Genomic DNA, 19902 nt, shown 5'->3' with positions numbered 1-19902 from the left:
TGGCGATGCGGTTCACATCGGCGGTGAACGCATCATAGGTCCAGCGTTCATCCTGATAGACCAGGAACTCCGCCGCGCCATTGCCCTGAATTTCGCGGCTCGCCTGGATCAGCCCGCCCAGGGTTTTCGGGATATTCTTGAATGTTTTATAGGTGACGCCACGGATATTACTTTCGGTTACTTCGAACGTCGGGTTCGTTGAAACCACGTGGCGAATGGCTTCTTCGGGGGTCATTGCGGTCATATGCACCCGCCCGCAGACAGCATAGATACAGATAGTGTGGCCATTTCGTCCTCCCTTATCGAGTCTGTTGCCGGACACTCCTCCACGATTGTCCGCGACTCTGATTTCTGCAGCCTAAGCGCTAAAATTCAAACTGCCAATACCGCATGATGGAACGATGTTCCGCAAGCTGACGTTTGACAGGATTTTACGCGCACCAAGGCCCTCCGCACCTGCGGCCCCATATCTCGGCGAAAATTGACCATGAATATAAAGGTAAGGAAAGCCCTACTTTCCCCGAAACCGGGGAAAGCGGCCAATGGCACCTGCGATGTCATTGAAACATCGCGTCACTTGGGGGGCGGCAGATCCCCCGCCGCTGCCGCTTATGTCGGCGTTCAGGCGCCGACGGTGCCGCAAATCAGCTCGGGGAGCCGCGTGGCAGGGGGCGTATTCCGGCTGCGCAGGCTGCGTACCACGCCATCAATCACCGTCATGCCAACACCGGGCAGATTTCCCAGTTGCACAGATTCAAGCATATTTTTGCCGGGCGCATGCTGTGCCTGATCCATCAGGACGAAATCGGCGCATTTGCCGACCTCGATCAATCCGGTGTCCAGCTTGCGTTGCCGTGCGGTGTTGCCGTTGGCAAAGCAAAAGGCGATCTCGGCAGGTACATCGCCAAGCGACGACAGCATCGCAACCATGCGCATGATCCCCAAAGGCTGCACGCCAGATCCCGCCGGACCGTCGGTGCCCAGGATCAACTGATCAAGCTTGCCCAACTCGCGCGCTGTGTTCAGCGTCAGCAAGGCGGCGCGTTCGTTCCCGTTGTGCACGATCTCAAGCGCGGCCTTGCAGCCCTCGCAGAGGCAGATGATCTGATCGTCGGGCAGGGCAGAGTGCCCGCCGTTGATATGCCCGACCACATCCGTTCCTGTCTCAAGCACCATATCCGCATCGATCAGCCCTGATCCGGGGATCGACGGGCCGCCGGTGTGGATCGTGCTTTGCATGCCGTATTTGCGTGCCCATCCGACCATCTGCGCGGCGGTCTTGCCATCCTTGACCGTGCCCAGTCCGACCTCGCCCAGCAGGGTCACGCCGGCCTTGGCCATCTCGGCAAAGTCTTCCTCTACCATGCCCTGTTCGATCACCGGCGCGCCCGCGTGAACCTTGACGCCCGAGGGGCGGAAGTTTTCGTACCAACGCTGTGACGCGATCGCCATCGCCTTGAGGCCGACGATATCCTTCGGGCGGCCCGGCATATGCACTTCGCCGGCAGAGATCAGCGTGGTCACCCCGCCGTGCAGCGTTGAATCGATCCACCCCAACTGCTGCTGGCGCGGGGTATAGTCGCCCACCACCGGGTGCACATGGCTGTCGATCAACCCCGGTGCCAGCGTCGCGCCATGGGCGTCGACTTCTGTCGTGGCCCCGTCACAATCCATATCCTTGGCATAGCCCCATTCCGTGATCTTCCCATCCATCGCGATCAGGCAATCCCCGTCGGCAATGGGGTCTTCCATCTTGCCGGTCAGGATCATCCCGATGTTCCGGATCACGAGTTTTGCAGAGGTGTCTGACATGGGGCACGCCTTTCAAGCAACATCAGTTTCATTTGAACGCTAACAGAAAAATTCAACCGATCAAGATGAAACGCTTGACAGATAATCATTCGCATACAAACAATAATACATACGCAGTCGATAAGGACTTTCCATGGACGCCGCTTCTCTCTCTCGCCCCAGCTTCCCGATCCCCGCAGGTGTCTTTGCCGAAACGGTGACGGAGGTGCAGCATTATACCGACAGCCTGTTCCGCTTCCGCATCACCCGCGACCCGTCCTTCCGCTTCCGGTCGGGGGAGTTCGTGATGATCGGGCTGCCCAATGCCGAAAAGCCGGTGTTTCGTGCCTATTCCATCGCGTCTCCGTCGTGGGACGAGGGGGTCGAGTTCTACTCTATCAAAGTACCTGACGGGCCGCTGACGCAGCACCTCCAAAAGCTCAAGGTCGGTGATACCGTGCTGATGCGCCGCAAGCCGACGGGGACATTGGTGAATGATGCCTTGCTGCCCGGCAAACGGCTGTGGATGTTCGCCACGGGGACCGGCATCGCGCCTTTCGCGTCGGTCATCCGTGACCCCGAGACCTATGAGAAGTTCGACGATCTGATCCTGTGCCACACCTGTCGCACCGCCAAAGAGCTGACCTATGGCCGTGATCTGGTCGCCAGCCTCAAGGCCGATCCGCTGGTGGGGGAATTGGCGCAAAGGCTGACCCTATACGACACGCTGACCCGCGCGCCGTGGCCGCGCGAAGGGCGGCAAACCGACCTGATGGCGTCGGGCAAGATGTTCCGCGATTTGGACGTGCCGCCGATCTCTCCTGATCGCGACCGCGCGATGATCTGCGGGTCGATGGCCATGTTGAACGACACCAAAGCCGCGCTCGAATCCTTTGGGCTGGTGGAGGGGGCAAATAATCGCCCTGCCAGTTTTGTGGTCGAAAAAGCCTTTGTCGGCTGACGACATGCGAATTGATTTGACACGAAGGCACCCGACGCACTTCTATTCGTATACCAACAAGTTTTACGCCCGCAGCAAAAGGTGACCCGATGAGCTACCTGACCGCGACGACATTGGATCAAGCGCTAACCACATTGGCCGCGGGGCCGGTGTCGATCATCGCGGGGGGGACCGATTGGTTCCCCGCACGCGGCGACCGTCCTGTGACGGGCGACCTGTTGGATATCACCCGCTTGCCAGAGCTGCGCGGCATCAGCCAAACAGACCAAGGCTGGCGTATCGGGGCGGCCACCACATGGACAGACATCATCCGCGCTGATCTGCCCGCCGCTTTCGACGGGCTCAAGCTGGCGGCGCGCGAGGTCGGGTCGATCCAGATCCAGAACGCAGGCACCATCGCGGGTAATCTGTGCAACGCTTCTCCTGCCGCCGACGGGGTGCCGCCGCTGCTGACCCTGAATGCCGAGGTAGAGCTTTGCAGCGCAAACGGGTCGCGCGTGCTGCCCTTGTCGCAGTTCCTGCAAGGCGTGCGCCAGACCGTCCGCGCCCAGAACGAGCTTGTCACCGCCATCCATATCCCCGCGCCCCCGGCTGATAGTCACAGCAGCTTTGTCAAACTCGGTGCGCGGAAGTATCTGGTGATCTCGATCTGCATGGTCGCGGTGCTGGCAAAGATCGAGAGCGGCAGACTCACCGATATCCGCATCGCCATCGGTGCCGCATCCCCCGTCGCGCAGCGGCTCACCGCGCTTGAGGATCAGCTTCGCGGTAGCGCCCTTGGCGATGTAGAAAACCGCATGACTGCTGATCTGGTGCAATCGCTAAGCCCCATTACGGATGCGCGCGCCAGCGCCGACTACCGCCTTGCCGCCAGCGTCACTTTGGTCCGCCGCGCTGTGATGCGCGCCTTGAAAGGGGCTCTGTGATGGATAGGCCGACCACGACAGAAGTGACCTCTTTCACCCTGAACGGCAGCATTGCACAGGTTGAACCGCTGCCCGGTGAACGCTTATCTTACGCGCTGCGCGAGCGGCTGGACCGCAAGGATGTAAAGATCGGCTGCAACGCGGGCGATTGCGGGGCCTGCACTGTGCTGGTCGATGGCGCGCCGGTCTGCGCCTGCCTGATGCCCGTGCAGCAGGCAGTGGGGCGGCAGGTGGAGACGCTGGCGGGGCTGGTGAAAACCGACCACGACGCGCAGGCGTTGATGCAAAGCTTTCAGCACCATCAGGCCGCGCAATGCGGGATTTGCACACCGGGGATGATGGTCTCTGCCGTGGCGCTGTTGCGCGAGGTGCCGCAGCCGAGCGCGGCGCAGGTGCAGGATGCCCTTGGCGGCGTGCTGTGTCGCTGCACCGGCTATCGCAAGATCATCGACGCGGTGGTCGGGGCCCATGCTGCCGACGGGCTGACTGTCGCCTCTACCGCGCTTGGTCAACCTGCGCGGCGGCTGGACGGGCAGGCCAAGGTCGACGGGTCAGAGGCGTTTGGCGATGACGTTGCCCCGGCCGGTGCTTTGATCGCGCGGGTCGTCCGCTCGCCCCATGCCTCGGCCGGATTTTCCTTCGGCGATCTTGAGGCATGGCGCAGCGCGCAGCCCGGGATCCATTGCATCCTGACCGCAGATGACGTGCCCGGCCTCAACGCCTTTGGCGTGATCCCCGGCTTCATCGACCAGCCGGTTTTCGCTGTGAACCATATCCGGTTCCGGGGGGAGGCGGTGGCTTGCGTCGTGGGAGAGGCGGAGGCGATGATCGCCCTTGATCTGGAAAGCTTTCCTGTCCATTGGTCGCCACAAACTGCGCTTGCCGATACCGATGCCGCGACCACCCCCGACGCGCCGCAGCTGTTCGAGGACCGCAAAGGGAACATCATGTGCGGCGGCTTCGTGCAATGCGGCGATGTGGAGGCCGCGCTCGACGCCGCCGACGTCACGGTCGAGGCGCAGTATACCACCAGTTTTGTCGAACATGGCTATATCGAGCCAGAGGCAGGCTTTGCCCAAGTGATCGACGGGCGCATCCATGTGCATGCCTGCACCCAGGCGCCAGGTATGGACCGCGAAGCACTGGCCGCGATCCTTGACCGTCCCATGGCCGACATCCGCATTGTGCCGACGGCGGTCGGGGGCGGCTTCGGATCCAAGATCGACCTGTCGTTGCAGCCCTTCATCGCGCTTGCCGCGCTCAAGACGGCGCGGCCCGTGCGCATGACCTATGCGCGCGCCGAGACGATGCAATCGACCACCAAACGCCACCCCGCGCAGATCATGATCAAGGTCGGGGCCAAGGCGGATGGGACGCTGTCGGGGCTGCGGTTTGACGGGGATTTCAACACCGGTGCCTATGCCAGCTGGGGGCCGACGGTCGCCAATCGCGTGCCGGTGCATGCCTCTGGCCCCTACCACATCCCTGACTATCGCGCACGCAGCCGTGCCGTGCATACCCATTGCCCCCCCGCCGGCGCCTTCCGCGGCTTCGGCGTTCCGCAATCGGCCATCGCACAAGAAACCGCCTTTGACCTGCTGGCCGAAAAGCTGGGGCTTGATCCGCTGGAGTTCCGTTTGAAGAACGCCCTGACGGACGGGGTGCCCACGGTCTGCGGGCAGGTGTTCGATCAGGGCGTCGGCATCGCTCCCTGTCTAGAGGCGTTGCGCCCCGCGTGGGAGGAGGCGAAAGCCGAATGCGCCCGGTTCAATGCAAAGAATGACACGGTGAAACGCGGTGTCGGGATCGCGGGGGCGTGGTACGGCTGCGGCAATACCTCGCTGCCGAACCCGTCAACCATTCTGGCGGGCGTGCGGGCGGATGGCACGGTTGTGCTGCACCAAGGCGCGATGGACATCGGGCAGGGGGCCAATACGGTGATCCCGCAGATCTTTGCCCAAGCGCTTGGGCTGTCTGTCGAGGGGATCAAGATCCTAGGCGGTGACACCGATATCACGCCGGACGCGGGCAAAACCTCTGCCTCGCGGCAGACCTTTGTGTCGGGCAATGCCGCGCTGAAGACCGGAGAGGCGCTGCGGGCGCAGATCCTGCGGCANGTCAATGCGGGCCCCGCCGCGCAGATCGGCTCCCAAGACGGGCAGCTCACGGTGACCGACGGCGGGCGCACGCAGCGCCTTGATCTGACGCGGCTGCCGGTCGATGCGCAGGGCTATGTGCTGCAGGCGCAGGAAAGCTATGATCCGCCNGTCAAACCGCTGGATGAAAACGGGCAGGGCGTGCCCTATGCGCAGTTCGGCTATGCCGCGCATCTGGTGGTGGTCGAGGTGGATATCGCCCTTGGCCTNTGCCGCCCGCTGCGCTTTGTCGCCGCCCATGACGTGGGTCGTGCGATCAACCCGTTGCTGGTCGAGGGGCAGGTNCAGGGNGGCATCGCCCAAGGGCTTGGTATGGCGCTGATGGAGGANTATATCCCCGGGCGCACCGAGAACCTGCATGACTATCTGGTGCCGACCATCGGCGACGTTCCCCCGATCGAGACGCTGATCCTNGAGGTNGCCGATGCCCATGGNCCCTACGGCGCGAAAGGTCTGGGCGAACATGTGCTGATCCCCACCGCCCCCGCGATCCTCAACGCTATCTACCATGCCACCGGTGCNCGCGTGACGCAGACACCGGCCACGCCGACGCGCCTGCGCGCCGCCCTGAAGGAGGCCGGACATGCCTGACGACCTGCGCGACCCCAAGCCTGTGAAAATCCGCTGCGATGCCTGCCCGGTGATGTGTTTCATCGCCGACGGCAAATCCGGAGCCTGCGACCGCTATGCCAACCACGCGGGCGAATTGGTACGGCTGGACCCGCTGACCGTGATCCAGTCGGGGGCCAAGGCCGTCGCTTTTCTGGATCAGGGCGANAANGCGCAAGATTGGGACGGCGACGTNATTCAGGGCGGGCGCGATTTCGTCACCGCCGTNGGGGCGGGGACCACCTATCCCGACTACAAACCCGCGCCCTTCATCGTCAGCCAAGAGGTCGAGGGCGTGGATATGATCACGGTCGTGACCGAGGGCATTTTTTCGTATTGCGGGGTCAAGGTGAAGATCGACACCGACCGCCACATCGGCGACGAGCGCGCNGTGGTGCGCGTTGACGGAGAGGCGATCGGANACGTGATGACCTCGGAATACGGGTCCAAGATGCTGTCTTTGGGCGGGGTCGAGCATCTGACCGGCGGCTCCAAGAAAGAGGGCCGCGTGACCTGTGACGCGCTGCTGCGCCTATGTAACCGTGAACCGGTCGAGGTCACCATCGACGGCGGCGTCACCATGGTGGTCGAGGCGGGCAAAGCGCCGATCATCAACGGCGTNCCGGAAAAGCTGATGCGCGTGGGCTGTGGGTCAGCGACCATCGGNATGTTCGCCAAACAATGGCACGGGCATGTGGACGAGGTCGTCGTTGTCGATGATCACATCACCGGCGTGCTGACAGAACACGAGGCGGGCAAGGGGCTGGATATGACCCCGTCGGGCATCCGCGTGAACGGGCGGCGGTCAACGCCGGGACGGTATTTTCAGGTGGCGGACCCCGGCACCGGATGGGGCGGCACCGATGTTGAAGACCCGCTGACCATCCTGCGTGACGCCGACCCGAAGCGTGCCTGGCCGGGGCTGCGGCTGCTGATGATCTCTACCACCGGAGAGCAATGGGCCTATTTCACGCTGGATGATGACCTGATCCCGCAACCAGCCGAGATCACGCCCGAGCTGCTGGTCGTCGCGGACCGCATCGCCGAGAATTGCGAACCCTCGCTTTGTTCNGTGCTGTTCATGGGGGGGGCGGGCGGCAGTNTGCGNGCCGGCGTGACAGAGAACCCCGTGCGGCTGACGCGGTCGGTCAAGGAATCGCTGACNCATGTGTCCTGCGGCGGGGCCGAGGCCTATGTCTGGCCGGGNGGCGGNATAACCGTCATGGTGGATGTCATGGATATGCCCACGAACTCTTTCGGTTATGTACCCACCCCCGCGCTGGTGGCACCGATNGAATTCACCCTGCGGCGCGAGGATTACGGCACGCTTGGCGGGCATATGGAGCATATCCAGCCCGTGCGTGATGTGGTCACCGATGATGTGCGACGGGTGGCGCAGCAACTGCTGCAACCCGACCCGAACGCGCGGGAAAACTACGGCTGGTCGAAGGACAAGACATGACGGCACAGGCGGCTCTNCTCCCNGGTGGCAGGCTGCATCTGTCCCACGGCCCGATNGATCTGGTCATCGGGGCGGATGGCGCGCGAGATCTGGCGTTTCGCGCGGGTTTCGATCGCTTTGGCACGATCCTGTCTGAACTGACGGCAGAACTGCCCCTGCTGCGCCGCCCTGTGGGCACCAAACCAAACGGCAAGATCGCCCGCGCCATGTACCGCGCCGCCTTGCCCCATGCCGACGGGCTGACCACGCCGATGATCTNCGTNGCCGGTGCCGTCGCGGCAGAGGTATTGTCGGCCATGGTGGATGCCGCCGATCTGACCCGCGCCTATGTNAACAACGGTGGCGATATCGCGCTGCATCTGACCGANGGCGCGCGNTTTGACGTGGGCATCGCGGGGCTGGACGGGCGGTCGCTTGGCACCGTCACGATCCGCAGCAGTGATCNCATTCGCGGCATCGCCACCAGCGGGCAGGGCGGGCGCAGCCAGTCCTTGGGCATTGCCGACAGTGTCACCGTGCTGGCCCGATCCGCCGCGATGGCCGANGCGGCGGCGACCAAACTTGGCAACGCCGTCGATCTGCCCGCNCATCCCGCGATCCGGCGTAGCCCCGCCAACCTGCTGCACGACGACAGTGACCTTGGTGCGGCAACGGTGGTTACCCATGTNGGGCCGCTCTCCCCTGCCGATGTTANCCACGCCCTCAAGGCNGGCGCGACAGCGGCGCAGGGTTTGCGCGACCGTGGCCTCATCTCTGGCGCGGCGCTTTTTCTGCGCGACCAACATACTGTTATCGGCTTGCCCGAAACCCTGAAATCCCTAGTGAAAGCCCCCGAATATGCCTGAGGTTATGACCCGCAAAATTGTCACCAGCGTCGAAGAGATTTTCCACGAAGGCGGCCCCCGCGCCAATACGCCGCTGAAACGCGGGTCGGTTATGGCTGTGATCCAAAACCCCTATGCAGGCTCTTATATCGAGGACATCCAGCCCTTTATGGAAGACCTCAAACCGCTGGGGGTCGCGATGGCGCAAAAGCTGCTGGCGGCGCTCGGGGTCGAGGCGGCACAGATCGAAGGCTACGGCAAAGGCAGCATCGTCGGCACGGGCGGAGAGTTGGAGCACGGTGCGCTCTGGCACGCCCCCGGCGGCTATGCGATGCGCGACGTGCTTGGGGGGTCGAAGGCGATTGTGCCATCGACGAAAAAGGTCGGCGCGGCGGGGGTGCGGCTGGATGTGCCTGTGACCCATGTCGATGCCTCTTATGTGCGCAGCCATTTCGATTCAATCGAGGTCGGCTTGAATGACAGCCCCCGCGCCGAAGAAATGGCGGTGATCCTTGTGATGACCACAGGGGCACGTATCCACAACCGCGCGGGCGGGTTGGATGCAAAGGAAATCGAAGGAAAGGATGGCCTGAGATGAGCGCCGAAATCCGCAAAGTCGCCACTTGGATCGAAGAGACCCACCGCGAGATTGGGCAGCAGATATCGCCCCCCACGCGCAAGGCCGTTGCTGTGGCCGTGATCAAAAACCCCTTTGTAGGCTCTTATACGGAAGACCTGACCACACTGATGGACATCGGCGCAGAGCTGGGGGGATTGCTGGGCGATAAATGTGTTGCGGCCCTTGGGATCACCCCCGCGCAGGCCGAAAGCTATGGCAAGGCCGCGATGGTGGGCGAGGGGGGAGAGCTGGAACATGCCGCCGCGATCCTGCACCCGAAACTGGGCGCACCGCTGCGGGTCGCGGTTGAAAAGGGGGCCGCACTGGTGCCGTCGTCGAAAAAGATGGGCGGGCCGGGGCAGGTGCTTGACGTGCCTTTGGGGCACAAGGACGCCGCCTATGTGCGCAGCCATTTCGACGGGATCGAGGTGCGGTTGAACGACGCGCCGCGCGCGGGCGAGATACTGGTGGCCGTGGCCGTGACCGATAGCGGGCGCCCCTTGCCCCGTGTCGGTGGGCTGACCCACGCAGACGCCGAAGGCAAGGACGGCCTGCGTTAGAGCCTATAGTTTCTCAAGCAGGGCCAGTAGCCGGTCGACCTCGCGCGGGGTGAGGTTGCCGACCGTCTCGGCCGAGATTTCCTGCGCGGTGGCAATCGCCTTGGCGGTCACCGCGATGCCTTCGTCGGTCAGCGAAATCTCCAGCCGCCGCATGTCGGTCTTTGACGGGGTGGAATGGACCAGCCCCTTTTTGCGCAACCGGTCGATCACGCCTTTGGTGGTCGCCGCGTCCATCCCGACCAGACGCCCCAGATGGTTCTGGCTGATCCGCGCCTCGTCGCGCAGCTTGGCCAGCACGGCGAATTGTGTNGGCGTGATATCCGGCATCCGCCGGTTNAAGATTTCAAGGTGGCGCTGGTTCGCGAGGCGCAGCTTGAACCCGATCTGTTGTTCCAACGCATAGTCTGCGGTCAGGGTCAGGTCTTGTGTGGTTTCAACCAAGGTTCTTATCCAGTGCTCTTGGGTCAATGCGTATAGATTAGGCACTATCATCCCACGGTTTCCATCTGGGGTCTATATCAGATGGGGCGCNAGAAATTGTTTGACAGCTAACAATTTTTTGGTCCTTCATGAAGCTGTGCAGAGCAAGGAGTGAACCGATGTCCTTTGTCAGAAACGCTTGGTACGTTGCGGGTTGGTCTACCGACTTTGGCGATGAGCTGGTGCCGCTGACATTGCTTGCGCAGAACCTAGTAGCNTACCGCACCAGCGATGGCCAGATCGCCGTGCTCGAAGATCGCTGCCCGCACCGGCTGCTNCCGCTGTCCAAGGGCAAGCGCATCGGCGACACCATTCAATGCGGCTATCACGGTATGACCTTTGGCGCGGACGGGGCCTGCGTGCGGGTGCCGGGGCAATCGAACCTGCCCANATCCGCCTATGTTGACAGCTATCCGGTGCTGGAACGCCACGNCATTGTGTTCATCTGGATGGGCGACGCCGACAAGGCCGACCCCGCGCTGGCCTTTGACTTGCCCGAGCTGGGTCAGGAGGGGTGGCACGTCCACCACGGGGACAAGCTGCATATCCGCGCAAATTACCTCAACGTTGCCGAAAACCTTGTGGATCCGGCGCATGTCAGCTTTGTCCATCCGACGACATTGGGNAATGCGGCCTCNGAAAACGTACCCGTGCACGTCAAAACCGCAGANGAGGTGATCGTGGCATGGCGCTGGATCAGAGACGCGGAACCCATCGGCTTTTTCAAGGCATTCGGCGGCTTTAGCGGCAATGTGGACCGCTGGCATTATTACTATCTGCACATGCCCTCGACCGCCGTGATTGACTTTGGGTCGTCTGATGCAAAGCTTGAACTTCCCGAAGATCAGCGCAACAAAGGCGTGCGTATCTTTGCGCTCCATTTCGTCACACCCGTGACAGAGGACTATACGATCGACCACTGGATGCACCTGCGCAACACCGCCCTAGGCGATGACGCCGCGTCGGACCAAATGGACGCGATGTTCCGCGTAGCATTTGCCGAGGACAAGGCGATTTTGGAAGCCGTCCACCAAGAAGAACAGCGCCCCCAAAAACGCAANCCCATCCGCATCGCTATCGACAAAGCGCCCAACGTCTACCGCAAACGCATCCGCGACCGGATCGAGGCAGAGGCGACGGACGATCTGGGCGACCCCGTCGCACCGGTCTTTGTCCAGCATGATTGATCCATAAAAAGCAAAGCCGCAGCAGACGGCACACCCCAACACGAGAGGACCATCACATGAACAGAAAGACATTCCTGAACAGCGTCATAGGGGCCTTTGCCCTTGGCGTCACCGGCTTTGCCGCANCGGCGCAGTCGGGCGACCCGATCAAAGTCGGAGAGATCAACCACTACAAACGTCTCGCCGCCTTTGCCGAGCCGTATAAACAGGGCATCGAACTGGCGCTNGAGGAAATCAACGCCGATGGCGGTGTGCTGGATCGCCCGCTCGAATTCATCTTCCGCGACGATCAGGGCGACCCCGGTGNAGCGATCAAAATCGCCGANGAGCTGATGACCAGCGAAGGCACCGTGATGATCACCGGTTCGATCCTGTCGAACGTCGGTCTGGCGATCTCCTCGGTCGCGGCGGAAAAGGGCTGGGTGTACCTCGCCGCCGAACCGCTGGCCGATGCCCTGACCTGGAGCCAAGGCAACCCCTGGACCTTCCGCCTGCGGACCTCGACCTATATGCAGGCCGCNATGCTGGCNGAACAGGCNGCCAAGACCGATGCCGTGAAATACGCGACCATCGCNCCNAACTACGCCTATGGCAAAGACGCGGTGGCCGCCTTTAAGGAAGTGCTGACCGAACTGAAGCCCGAGGTCGAATTCGTCGGAGAGCAATGGCCCGCCCTGTTCAAGATCGACGCCGGCGCCGAGGTTCAGGCGCTGGAGCGGTCCAAGCCGGACGCGATCTATAACGTGACCTTCGGCCCCGACCTTGCCAAGTTCGTCCGCGAAGGTACCACCCGTGGTCTGTTCGACGGGCGCACGGTCTATGGCCTGCTTTCGGGCGAACCGGAATACCTTGAACCNCTGGCCGACGAAGCCCCCGAAGGCTGGGTCGTGACCGGTTATCCCTGGTATGACTTCTCGGATGAGGANGGCGCGAACAAGCCTTTCGTTGATGCCTATCAGGCGAAATTCGANGAAACNCCAAAGCTCGGNTCNCTCGTCGGGTATATGACCGCGCAAAGCATCGCCGCCGCGATCAGCAAGGCGGGATCGACCGAAGGCGACGCGATCCGTATGGCCTTCGAAGGGCTGGATGTGGCGACGCCCGTGGGCGACATCACNTTCCGCGAGATCGACAATCAGGCCACCATGGGGGCCTTTGTCGGGAAGACCATGCTCAAGGACGGTGCGGGCGTCATGACCGACTGGACCTATCTGGACGGCGCCGACTACCTGCCGTCTGACGAAGAGGTGTCGAAACTGCGTCCGGCAGAATAANCCGGACCCGCAGCCAAGGGGGGGGAGGCCCCCTTGGCTGCATCTGACCCCANCCCCAACATCAAGAGGTGCCCATGGGCCTTTTCATCGCACAGATTCTGACTGGGCTTGCCAATGCGGGTGCGCTCTTCATGGTTGCCTCTGGGCTGTCGCTGATCTTTGGCGTCACGCGGGTGGTGAATTTTGCCCATGGGTCGTTCTATATGCTGGGGGCTTATGTCGNCTATTCGCTGATGCAGGTGCTGCCGGGCATGGTCGGNTTCTGGGGGGCGATCCTGCTGGCGGGGCTGATNGTCGGGCTGATCGGGGTGATCGTCGAGATCTGNGTGCTGCGNCCTGTCTATAGCGCGCCTGAACTGTTCCANCTGGTCGCGACCTTTGGCGTGATCCTTGTCATTCAGGANCTGGCGNTGATGATCTGGGGCCCGCAAGATCTGCTGGGCCCGCGCGCGCCGGGGCTGAAAGGGGTGATCCGCATCATGGGGGAACCCGTGCCGCAATATGACATCGCGCTGATCATCATCACGCCCTTCGTNGCCATCGCCCTGTGGTATCTGATCACGAAAACCCGTGTCGGCACCTTGGTGCGCGCCGCCACCCAGGACCGCGAGATGGTCGGTGCCCTTGGGGTCAATCAGGCGTGGCTGTTCACGGGCGTGTTCTTTCTGGGCTGTGCGCTTGCCGGTCTTGGCGGCGCGTTGCAACTGCCCAAGGGGGGTGCCGATCTGTTGATGGATTTCAGCATTATCGGGTCGGTCTTTGTGGTCGTGGTCATCGGCGGCATGGGGTCNCTNCCGGGGGCCTATCTGGCGGCGGTGATCATCTCGGTCCTGAATGTGTTTGGCGTGACCTATGCGCCGCANTCGACGCTTGTGCTGATGTTTGTCGTCATGGTGATCGTCCTGATGTTCCGCCCCTTCGGCCTGCTCGGGAAAGAGGAGATCGCGGGCGAGCATGGCCAGACCGGAGAGCCGGAGCGCCCGATCAAGCCCGCGGGCAATCGNATGCGCTTGCTGGTGATGGCGGGGCTGTTCATCCTTGCGCTGCTGCCGTTCTACGGCGGGAATTTCGCCGTGGTGCTGGTGACCGACATCATGATCTTCTGTCTCTTCGCCGCCTCGCTGCATTTCATGCTGGGGCAGGGCGGGTTGGTCAGCTTTGGCCATGCGGCCTTCTTTGGCGGGGGGGCCTATGCCGCGGCGCTGTTTGTGACCTATGCCGACACCCCGATGGAGCTGGCGCTGGTGCTGGCNCCGATCTGCGCGGGGCTGGCCGCCGTGGTGATCGGCTGGGTNTGCCTGCGGTCCACCGGTGTCTACTTCGCCATGCTNACGCTCGCCTTCGGGCAACTGCTCTGGAGCCTNGCNTTCCANTGGGGNGATGTGACGGGGGGCGANGACGGGCTGGTCAACATCTGGCCGTCCGATTGGGCNTCNGACAATGANGTCTATTACTACCTCGCTTTTGTCTTCTGCATCGGGGGCATCCTGCTGCTGCGCCAAGCNGCNCATGCGCCCTTNGGCTATGCCNTGCGCGCGGCCCGCGACAGTGCGCGNCAAGCCGAGGCGATGGGGATCAACACCAAACGCATCCAATGGGTCGCCTTTACCTTTGCGGGCATCATGGCGGGGCTCGCGGGCGGGNTGTTCGTCTTCTCCAAGGGCAGCATCTTCCCNAACGAGCTTGAAACCGCNCGCAGTTTCGACGCGCTGATCGTGGTGTTTCTGGGCGGGGTGAAGACCCTGTCGGGCGGCTGGGTCGGCGGNGCCTTCTTTGANGGCGTCAAAGACTANCTGACCCGTTTCGAATACTGGCGCCTCGCCTTGGGNCTGCTGATCATCTTTGTCGTGATCCTTGGCCCCGAAGGCATCGTCGGATCGCTGCGCAAGGCGGGCGAACGCATTGGCCTGCTGAAAACACCGGAGGACGCGAAATGAGCCCGATCCTGTCTGTGCGCAACCTGTCCCGCAATTTNGGNGCNATCAANGCNGTGGATGACGTGAGCTTTGATCTTGCCAAGGGAGAGCTGCTGGCGCTGATCGGCCCCAATGGCGCGGGCAAAAGCNCCTGTTTCAACATGCTGATGGGACAGCTCAAGCCGTCGTCGGGCACCGTGCAGCTGATGGGCAAGAACATCGCGGGCATGCAGCCGCGCAAGATCTGGCGCATGGGGGTGGGGCGGACGTTCCAGATCACCGCGACCTATGCCTCGATGACCGTGGTCGAAAACGTGCAGATGGCGCTGATGTCGCATCACAAGCGGCTCTATTCCCTGACCACCTTCGCCTATAAACTCTACCGCGACGAGGCGCTGGCGCTGCTTGATACCGTGGGGATGGCCGACCAGTCCGAACGCCACTGCGCGGTGCTGGCCTATGGCGACCTCAAGCGGCTGGAGCTCGCCGTGGCGCTGGCCAATGATCCGATCCTGCTGCTGATGGATGAACCCACCGCAGGCATGGCACCGCGCGAACGGATCGCGCTGATGCAGCTGACCGCCGATATACTAGAGCAACGGGGCATCAGCGTTTTGTTTACCGAACATGACATGGACGTGGTCTTTGCCCATTCGCACCGCATCATGGTGCTGAACCGTGGCCAGCTCATCGCCGACGGCACTGTGGACGAGATCCGCAACAACCCGCAGGTGCAAGAGGTCTATCTGGGCGGCGGCACGCTGTTCAAAGCGCAGGAGGGTGCCCATGCTTGAGGTGAACGGCGTCAATTCATTCTACGGCAAGGCGCAGGTGCTGAATGACCTGAACTTTACCGTGGATCGCGGCACTGTCGTCGCCCTGCTGGGGCGCAATGGTGCGGGCAAGACCACGACGATGAAATCCATCATGCAGCTGGTGCGGCCACGGCAGGGCAAGATCGTCTATCAGGGCCAGGACATCACTGGCTGGCCCAGCCACAAGGTCGCGCGCAACGGTCTGGGCTACGTCCCCGAGGAACGCCGGATTTTCACCCAGCTTACCGTGCTGGAAAACCTTGAGGTCGGCCGCCAGCCCCCCCGCGACGGCTGCACCACCTGGACCGAGGATATGGTGTTCGATCTGTTCCCCAACCTCGCCGAACGCCGTCACAACCGCGGCAAGGCGCTGTCGGGGGGCGAACAGCAGATGCTGACCATCGCCCGCACACTGATGGGCAACCCCGCATTCATCCTGCTGGACGAACCCTCCGAAGGTATCGCGCCGGTGATCGTCGAACAGATGGCCCGCGTGATCCTGCAACTCAAGGCAGAGGGGCTGACGGTGCTACTGTCCGAACAGAACCTGCATTTCGCGCAAGCGGTCGCCGATGGCGTGGTGATCATCGAACACGGCACACAGAAATTCGTCGGCACGCTCGCCGCGCTGCAATCGCAGCCGGAAATTCGGGATCAATATCTGTCGGTTTAGGGGCGGTGCCCGCGATCACAAGGCGGGTTCAGACAAAGGTCTCTGCCACGAGCTCTTTCGCGAAAGTCGCATCCAATACGCCGCGGTTCAACAAGCGATACCAGAATGCACCGTGGATCATGGTCGACAATACCTCGACGTTGCGCGCGGGTGAAAGTGCCCCGTGGTCCTGCGCCTGACGCAGCATCAGCGTCATCATCTGCTCGCGCGGCAGAACGAATTTAGCATGGAACGACGCGTGAAATTTTGCGTCTTGCTGTGACGATGCAATCAGCGACCGGATCGTTCCGCCGTCGACCTTCAGGTGTTCGAAAACCTTGATCAGGAAGTCTTCAAGCTGCGCCCTATAGTCTTGCGCGCGATCCAAAGGCGGTTCAGCGGCATAAGAATTCGTCGCCTCGAAAATCGCTTCGAGGATGAGGTCCGCCTTTGTGTCCCAGCGGTTGTAGAGCGTTTGGCGTGCGACGCCCGCCTCGGCAATAATCGCCGCGATAGAGACTTTTTCGTACCCCGTTTCCCGCACAAGCCGCAGTGCGGCGGCTTTCAAAGCGGCGCTGGCTTCCTCACTCGCGGGGCGTCCGCCCGACTTCTTTACCGACATGCACAGCTCCTGTTCATCGATGCAGCGTGGTATGACATTGATTGTTAGACTGCGATCTACTAAACGCAAGTAGACCGTAGTCTATTATCTCGTTGGAGCGAAGATGTCTCAAATTTCCTTGTCCTCAAGCCGCGCGTTCGCTGTGACCGCAACCCTAGGCCTGCTCTCCCTTTTTCCGCCCTTGGCAACCGACATGTATCTGGCCGCCCTCGGGGATCTCGCGACGTCGATGAACGCCACCCATACGGCGGCCGAGCTGTCGCTCTCTCTCTTTTTTCTGGGGCTCTGTTTCGGGCAAATCCTGATCGGCCCGTTGACCGATACCTACGGGCGCAAGGGGCCGCTTTTGATCGGCACCGTCCTTTTCACCGTGACCTCTGTTATTCTGCCGTTGCTCAGCGACATCGCGTGGTTCAACGCACTTCGTTTCATACAGGCCATCGGGGCGAGCGCGGGCATGGTCGTGGGGCGCGCCATGGTCAAAGACCTGTACGAAGGACGAAAGGCGGCGAAAGTCATGACGGTACTTGTCATGTTGCTGACGCTTGGCCCCATCGCCTCGCCCACGTTGGGCAGCCTGTTGCTTGAAGCGTTTGGCTGGCGTTCCATCTTTGCGACGATGGCCCTTATCAGCCTTGTCGCGCTGGTCTTGTCCGTGATCACCTTGCCCGAGACATTGCCCGCCGAAGGCCGCCAGCCTCACCCCTTCCGCACGGGTGCAAAAACCGCCAAGCGGCTCCTGTCCGAGCGCGGATTTCTCATCATGGCGCTGGTCGCGGGGCTTATTCAAAGCGGCATGTTCGCGTTTATCACGGGTTCCTCTGGGGTGTTCCAAGGGATCTACGGGCTGAGTCCAATCGGCTTTGGCATGATGTTCGCGGCTATTGCGACCGCGCTTATCATCTTTGGCCGCATCAATGGCATGCTGTTGAACCGCTATAGCCCCGAACAGATCCTCACCGCCGTCTTGCCGCTGTTTTTCGCCGCTACTTTGGTGCTGGCGCTGCTGTCGCAGACAAGCTCGCTTCTGGTATTCGCCATCCCGCTGTGGATATCGATTGGCTGCGTCGGGCTGCTATCGGCGAATGCGATGTCCATCGCGATGTCGCTGACAGAGAAAGCTGCCGGCATGGGATCGGCGTTGCTGGGGGCGATCCAGTTCGCCCTTGCCTTTGCCGTCTCTACCTCTGTCGCGATTGGCGGGGCGGGTACGGCGCTCCCCATGTCCCTCGGGCTTGTGGTCCCCGCGGGATTGGCAACGGTATTGTTCTTCGCGGCAGGGCGCTTCACCGTGCCCTCGTCATCGCGACTGATCTCCTAAGCTCCATGCGTGTTGAGGTGGGCAGTGGCACCCGCCCACTCTAGCCCCCGCGCAGACGGTCTGCGGTAAAGCGGACTGCCTGCGCGGGGCTAGAGTGGTCTCTTCTTGATCAAGGCGGCCTACACGCTTTTCACCAAGCGCAGCGCGTCATAAATCACGGCGTGGGTGCCGCGGGCCGACACGGCTTCGCCAATCCGAAACCGCTGAAACGCGCCCCCCGACAGCGACATCCAGGCGTTACTGGCACCGCATATATGAGCCGGGATATGTGTGTGGGCTGGCCGCTGGGTTGAACACGTTTTTACATAATCCTAATTATCAGTTACAGTTTCCGTAGGAGGGCACATTCTAAACTGGGTTGCGACATTTCCCCTATCTTGCTGGAAAGCAAGGAGAATGGAAGATGGCGCATAAAGAGCTTAACCTGCGTGAACGACGCGCGATAGAAGACATGTTGAACGCCAAGATTGCTGTGCGCGAGATTGCAGCAGAGATCGGCAGGCATGTTTCCACGGTGTATCGCGAGATCAAGCGCAATCACTATTTCGACAAAGAGTTGCCGGAACTGAACGGATACTACGGTGTGATTGCTCAAAAAGCGGCGACCGAAAGACGTGCGCGGCGGCGCAAACTGGTGCGCCTTGTCGGCTTGAGAAAAGCCGTAATCAGGCAGCTCAAGGAAGGTTGGTCACCAGAGCAGATCGCGGGCCGATTGCAATATGAAGGCCAAACAACCCGCGTAAGTCATGAAACGATCTACGCCTATGTTTACGGCCCAGATGGTCAATCTGCAGAACTCGCACGCTACCTGCCCAACCGCCGGAAAAAACGGCGTCCGCATCACGCGCGCAGGCCACGAGGCCTTGTGTTCCCGCCGGATCGCTCAATTCACGAACGCCCTGACTACGTTGATAGCCGCGAGACTTTCGGCGAGTGGGAAGGCGATTTGATGATTTTCGAGCGTGCTCAGGGTAAGATGAACGTCGCCTCGCTCATCGAGCGCAAGACCCGCTTCGCCGTCCTGTTCCGCAACAACGACCGCAGCACAACGCACCTGATGAACCGCTTGGTGGGTGTGATGGAACCCCTGCCGCAACCGGCCCGCAAATCCATCACCTTTGACCGTGGGATCGAGTTCAGGAATTGGCGTAAGTTGAAGCCTGGTATCGGCACAGAGGCCTGGTTTTGTGATCCACAGGCTCCGTGGCAAAAGGGTTCCGTCGAAAACCTGAACAAACGTGCGCGGCGTTATTTGCCCAGAGATGCGCCTGTGGCCGCGCTCTCAAATCGAGATATGAAGTCGATTTGTGACCGCTTGAACGGCACCCCCAGAAAGTGTCTGGGTTGGCGAACGCCAACAGAAGCATTCAGGAAGAACTGATGAAACTGAGATAGCGGAAACCGTCGCAACGACCCTTGAGAATCCAAAAGGCGCGACAGGGAACGCGCCTCATTGGACGAGAACTATCTTTGCTCTCGCCGGCGATAACGAACATTAGTGATAGCATCCCAAACCTCAACGCGGCTTCAGACGCCAGATGCCCCTATTTGGCGGCGGCCAATGCTGCGCGCAGGGTTTCTCTGTCACCGATATGGTTCGCGAGGATGAGGATCAGGCGTGCGTTGAATGCGTCGCTTTCATCCTCGCTTCGCCCTTCATGTGCGCGAAGCAATTCATCATAGAACCCGTCCGGATCCTTGATGTTCGGTTGAAGGTTGAGACCCAT

General features: G+C 61.6%; 17 protein-coding genes and 2 pseudogenes. 14 read left to right on the top strand and 5 right to left on the bottom strand.

What is annotated here, in order from left to right:
- A pseudogene (locus CBB63_RS13295) lies at positions 1 to 244 on the bottom strand (class I adenylate-forming enzyme family protein); the annotation flags it as partial.
- Between the two features lie 377 nt (positions 245 to 621).
- A complete protein-coding gene (locus CBB63_RS13290) occupies positions 622 to 1812 on the bottom strand; it encodes an amidohydrolase family protein (protein WP_009824287.1) in 1191 nt (396 codons plus the stop codon).
- A gap of 133 nt (positions 1813 to 1945) precedes the next feature.
- Here CBB63_RS13290 and CBB63_RS13285 point away from each other — a divergent pair, with 133 nt between their 5' ends.
- The 7 genes from CBB63_RS13285 (at position 1946) to CBB63_RS13255 (ending at position 9908) form a co-directional block, all read left to right on the top strand.
- Positions 1946 to 2752 carry a ferredoxin--NADP reductase gene (locus CBB63_RS13285; protein ID WP_074636797.1) on the top strand — a complete coding sequence of 269 codons (807 nt, stop codon included), beginning with the start codon at positions 1946 to 1948 and terminating at the stop codon, positions 2750 to 2752.
- Positions 2753 to 2841: 89 nt separating this feature from the next.
- Entirely contained in the window at positions 2842 to 3678 is an 837-nt protein-coding gene (locus CBB63_RS13280) for an FAD binding domain-containing protein (RefSeq protein ID WP_286699494.1), read from the top strand.
- Entirely contained in the window at positions 3678 to 6425 is a 2748-nt protein-coding gene (locus CBB63_RS13275; protein WP_286699493.1) for a molybdopterin-dependent oxidoreductase, read from the top strand. The genes CBB63_RS13280 and CBB63_RS13275 overlap by 1 nt, the downstream gene beginning before the upstream one ends.
- Positions 6418 to 7905: a 6-hydroxynicotinate reductase gene (locus tag CBB63_RS13270; protein WP_286699492.1), complete on the top strand. Its 1488-nt coding sequence runs from the start codon at positions 6418 to 6420 to the stop codon at positions 7903 to 7905. The genes CBB63_RS13275 and CBB63_RS13270 overlap by 8 nt, the downstream gene beginning before the upstream one ends.
- Positions 7902 to 8750: a UPF0280 family protein gene (locus CBB63_RS13265; RefSeq protein WP_286699491.1), complete on the top strand. Its 849-nt coding sequence runs from the start codon at positions 7902 to 7904 to the stop codon at positions 8748 to 8750. The genes CBB63_RS13270 and CBB63_RS13265 overlap by 4 nt, the downstream gene beginning before the upstream one ends.
- Positions 8743 to 9327, top strand: a complete 585-nt coding sequence (locus CBB63_RS13260; protein ID WP_286699490.1) for an amino acid synthesis family protein — start codon at positions 8743 to 8745, stop codon at positions 9325 to 9327. The genes CBB63_RS13265 and CBB63_RS13260 overlap by 8 nt, the downstream gene beginning before the upstream one ends.
- A complete protein-coding gene (locus CBB63_RS13255; protein WP_286699489.1) occupies positions 9324 to 9908 on the top strand; it encodes an amino acid synthesis family protein in 585 nt (194 codons plus the stop codon). The genes CBB63_RS13260 and CBB63_RS13255 overlap by 4 nt, the downstream gene beginning before the upstream one ends.
- Positions 9909 to 9911: 3 nt before the next feature.
- On the opposite strand, the gene CBB63_RS13250 is transcribed toward CBB63_RS13255, so the two are convergent.
- Positions 9912 to 10235 carry a MarR family winged helix-turn-helix transcriptional regulator gene (locus CBB63_RS13250; RefSeq protein WP_502695937.1) on the bottom strand — a complete coding sequence of 108 codons (324 nt, stop codon included), beginning with the start codon at positions 10233 to 10235 and terminating at the stop codon, positions 9912 to 9914.
- Between the two features lie 272 nt (positions 10236 to 10507).
- Between CBB63_RS13250 and CBB63_RS13245 the strand changes: the two genes are divergently transcribed.
- From CBB63_RS13245 to CBB63_RS13225, 5 genes are all read left to right on the top strand, one after another.
- Entirely contained in the window at positions 10508 to 11575 is a 1068-nt protein-coding gene (locus tag CBB63_RS13245; protein WP_286699487.1) for an aromatic ring-hydroxylating dioxygenase subunit alpha, read from the top strand.
- Positions 11576 to 11631: 56 nt separating this feature from the next.
- A complete protein-coding gene (locus tag CBB63_RS13240) occupies positions 11632 to 12849 on the top strand; it encodes an ABC transporter substrate-binding protein (protein ID WP_286699486.1) in 1218 nt (405 codons plus the stop codon).
- A gap of 74 nt (positions 12850 to 12923) precedes the next feature.
- Complete coding sequence (locus CBB63_RS13235) at positions 12924 to 14786, top strand: ABC transporter permease (RefSeq protein ID WP_286699485.1); 1863 nt, start codon at positions 12924 to 12926, stop codon at positions 14784 to 14786.
- Entirely contained in the window at positions 14783 to 15559 is a 777-nt protein-coding gene (locus CBB63_RS13230) for an ABC transporter ATP-binding protein (protein ID WP_286699484.1), read from the top strand. The genes CBB63_RS13235 and CBB63_RS13230 overlap by 4 nt, the downstream gene beginning before the upstream one ends.
- Complete coding sequence (locus CBB63_RS13225; RefSeq protein ID WP_286699483.1) at positions 15552 to 16253, top strand: ABC transporter ATP-binding protein; 702 nt, start codon at positions 15552 to 15554, stop codon at positions 16251 to 16253. The genes CBB63_RS13230 and CBB63_RS13225 overlap by 8 nt, the downstream gene beginning before the upstream one ends.
- 28 nt (positions 16254 to 16281) lie before the next feature.
- On the opposite strand, the gene CBB63_RS13220 is transcribed toward CBB63_RS13225, so the two are convergent.
- Complete coding sequence (locus CBB63_RS13220) at positions 16282 to 16854, bottom strand: TetR/AcrR family transcriptional regulator (protein WP_286699482.1); 573 nt, start codon at positions 16852 to 16854, stop codon at positions 16282 to 16284.
- A 142-nt stretch (positions 16855 to 16996) separates the two neighbouring features.
- Between CBB63_RS13220 and CBB63_RS13215 the strand changes: the two genes are divergently transcribed.
- Positions 16997 to 18175 carry a multidrug effflux MFS transporter gene (locus CBB63_RS13215; protein ID WP_286699481.1) on the top strand — a complete coding sequence of 393 codons (1179 nt, stop codon included), beginning with the start codon at positions 16997 to 16999 and terminating at the stop codon, positions 18173 to 18175.
- Between the two features lie 403 nt (positions 18176 to 18578).
- Positions 18579 to 19570: pseudogene (locus tag CBB63_RS13210) on the top strand (IS30 family transposase).
- A 149-nt stretch (positions 19571 to 19719) separates the two neighbouring features.
- On the opposite strand, the gene CBB63_RS13205 reads toward CBB63_RS13210, so the two are convergent.
- Positions 19720 to 19902, bottom strand: a complete 183-nt coding sequence (locus tag CBB63_RS13205) for a DUF2783 domain-containing protein (RefSeq protein ID WP_286699479.1) — start codon at positions 19900 to 19902, stop codon at positions 19720 to 19722.

Source organism: Sulfitobacter sp. TMED3 (assembly GCF_002167505.1).
In the GTDB taxonomy this organism is placed as follows: Bacteria; Pseudomonadota; Alphaproteobacteria; order Rhodobacterales; family Rhodobacteraceae; genus Sulfitobacter; species Sulfitobacter pontiacus.
Note: the sequence above shows the minus strand (reverse complement) of the source record. Positions and strands in the feature narration are given on the sequence as shown.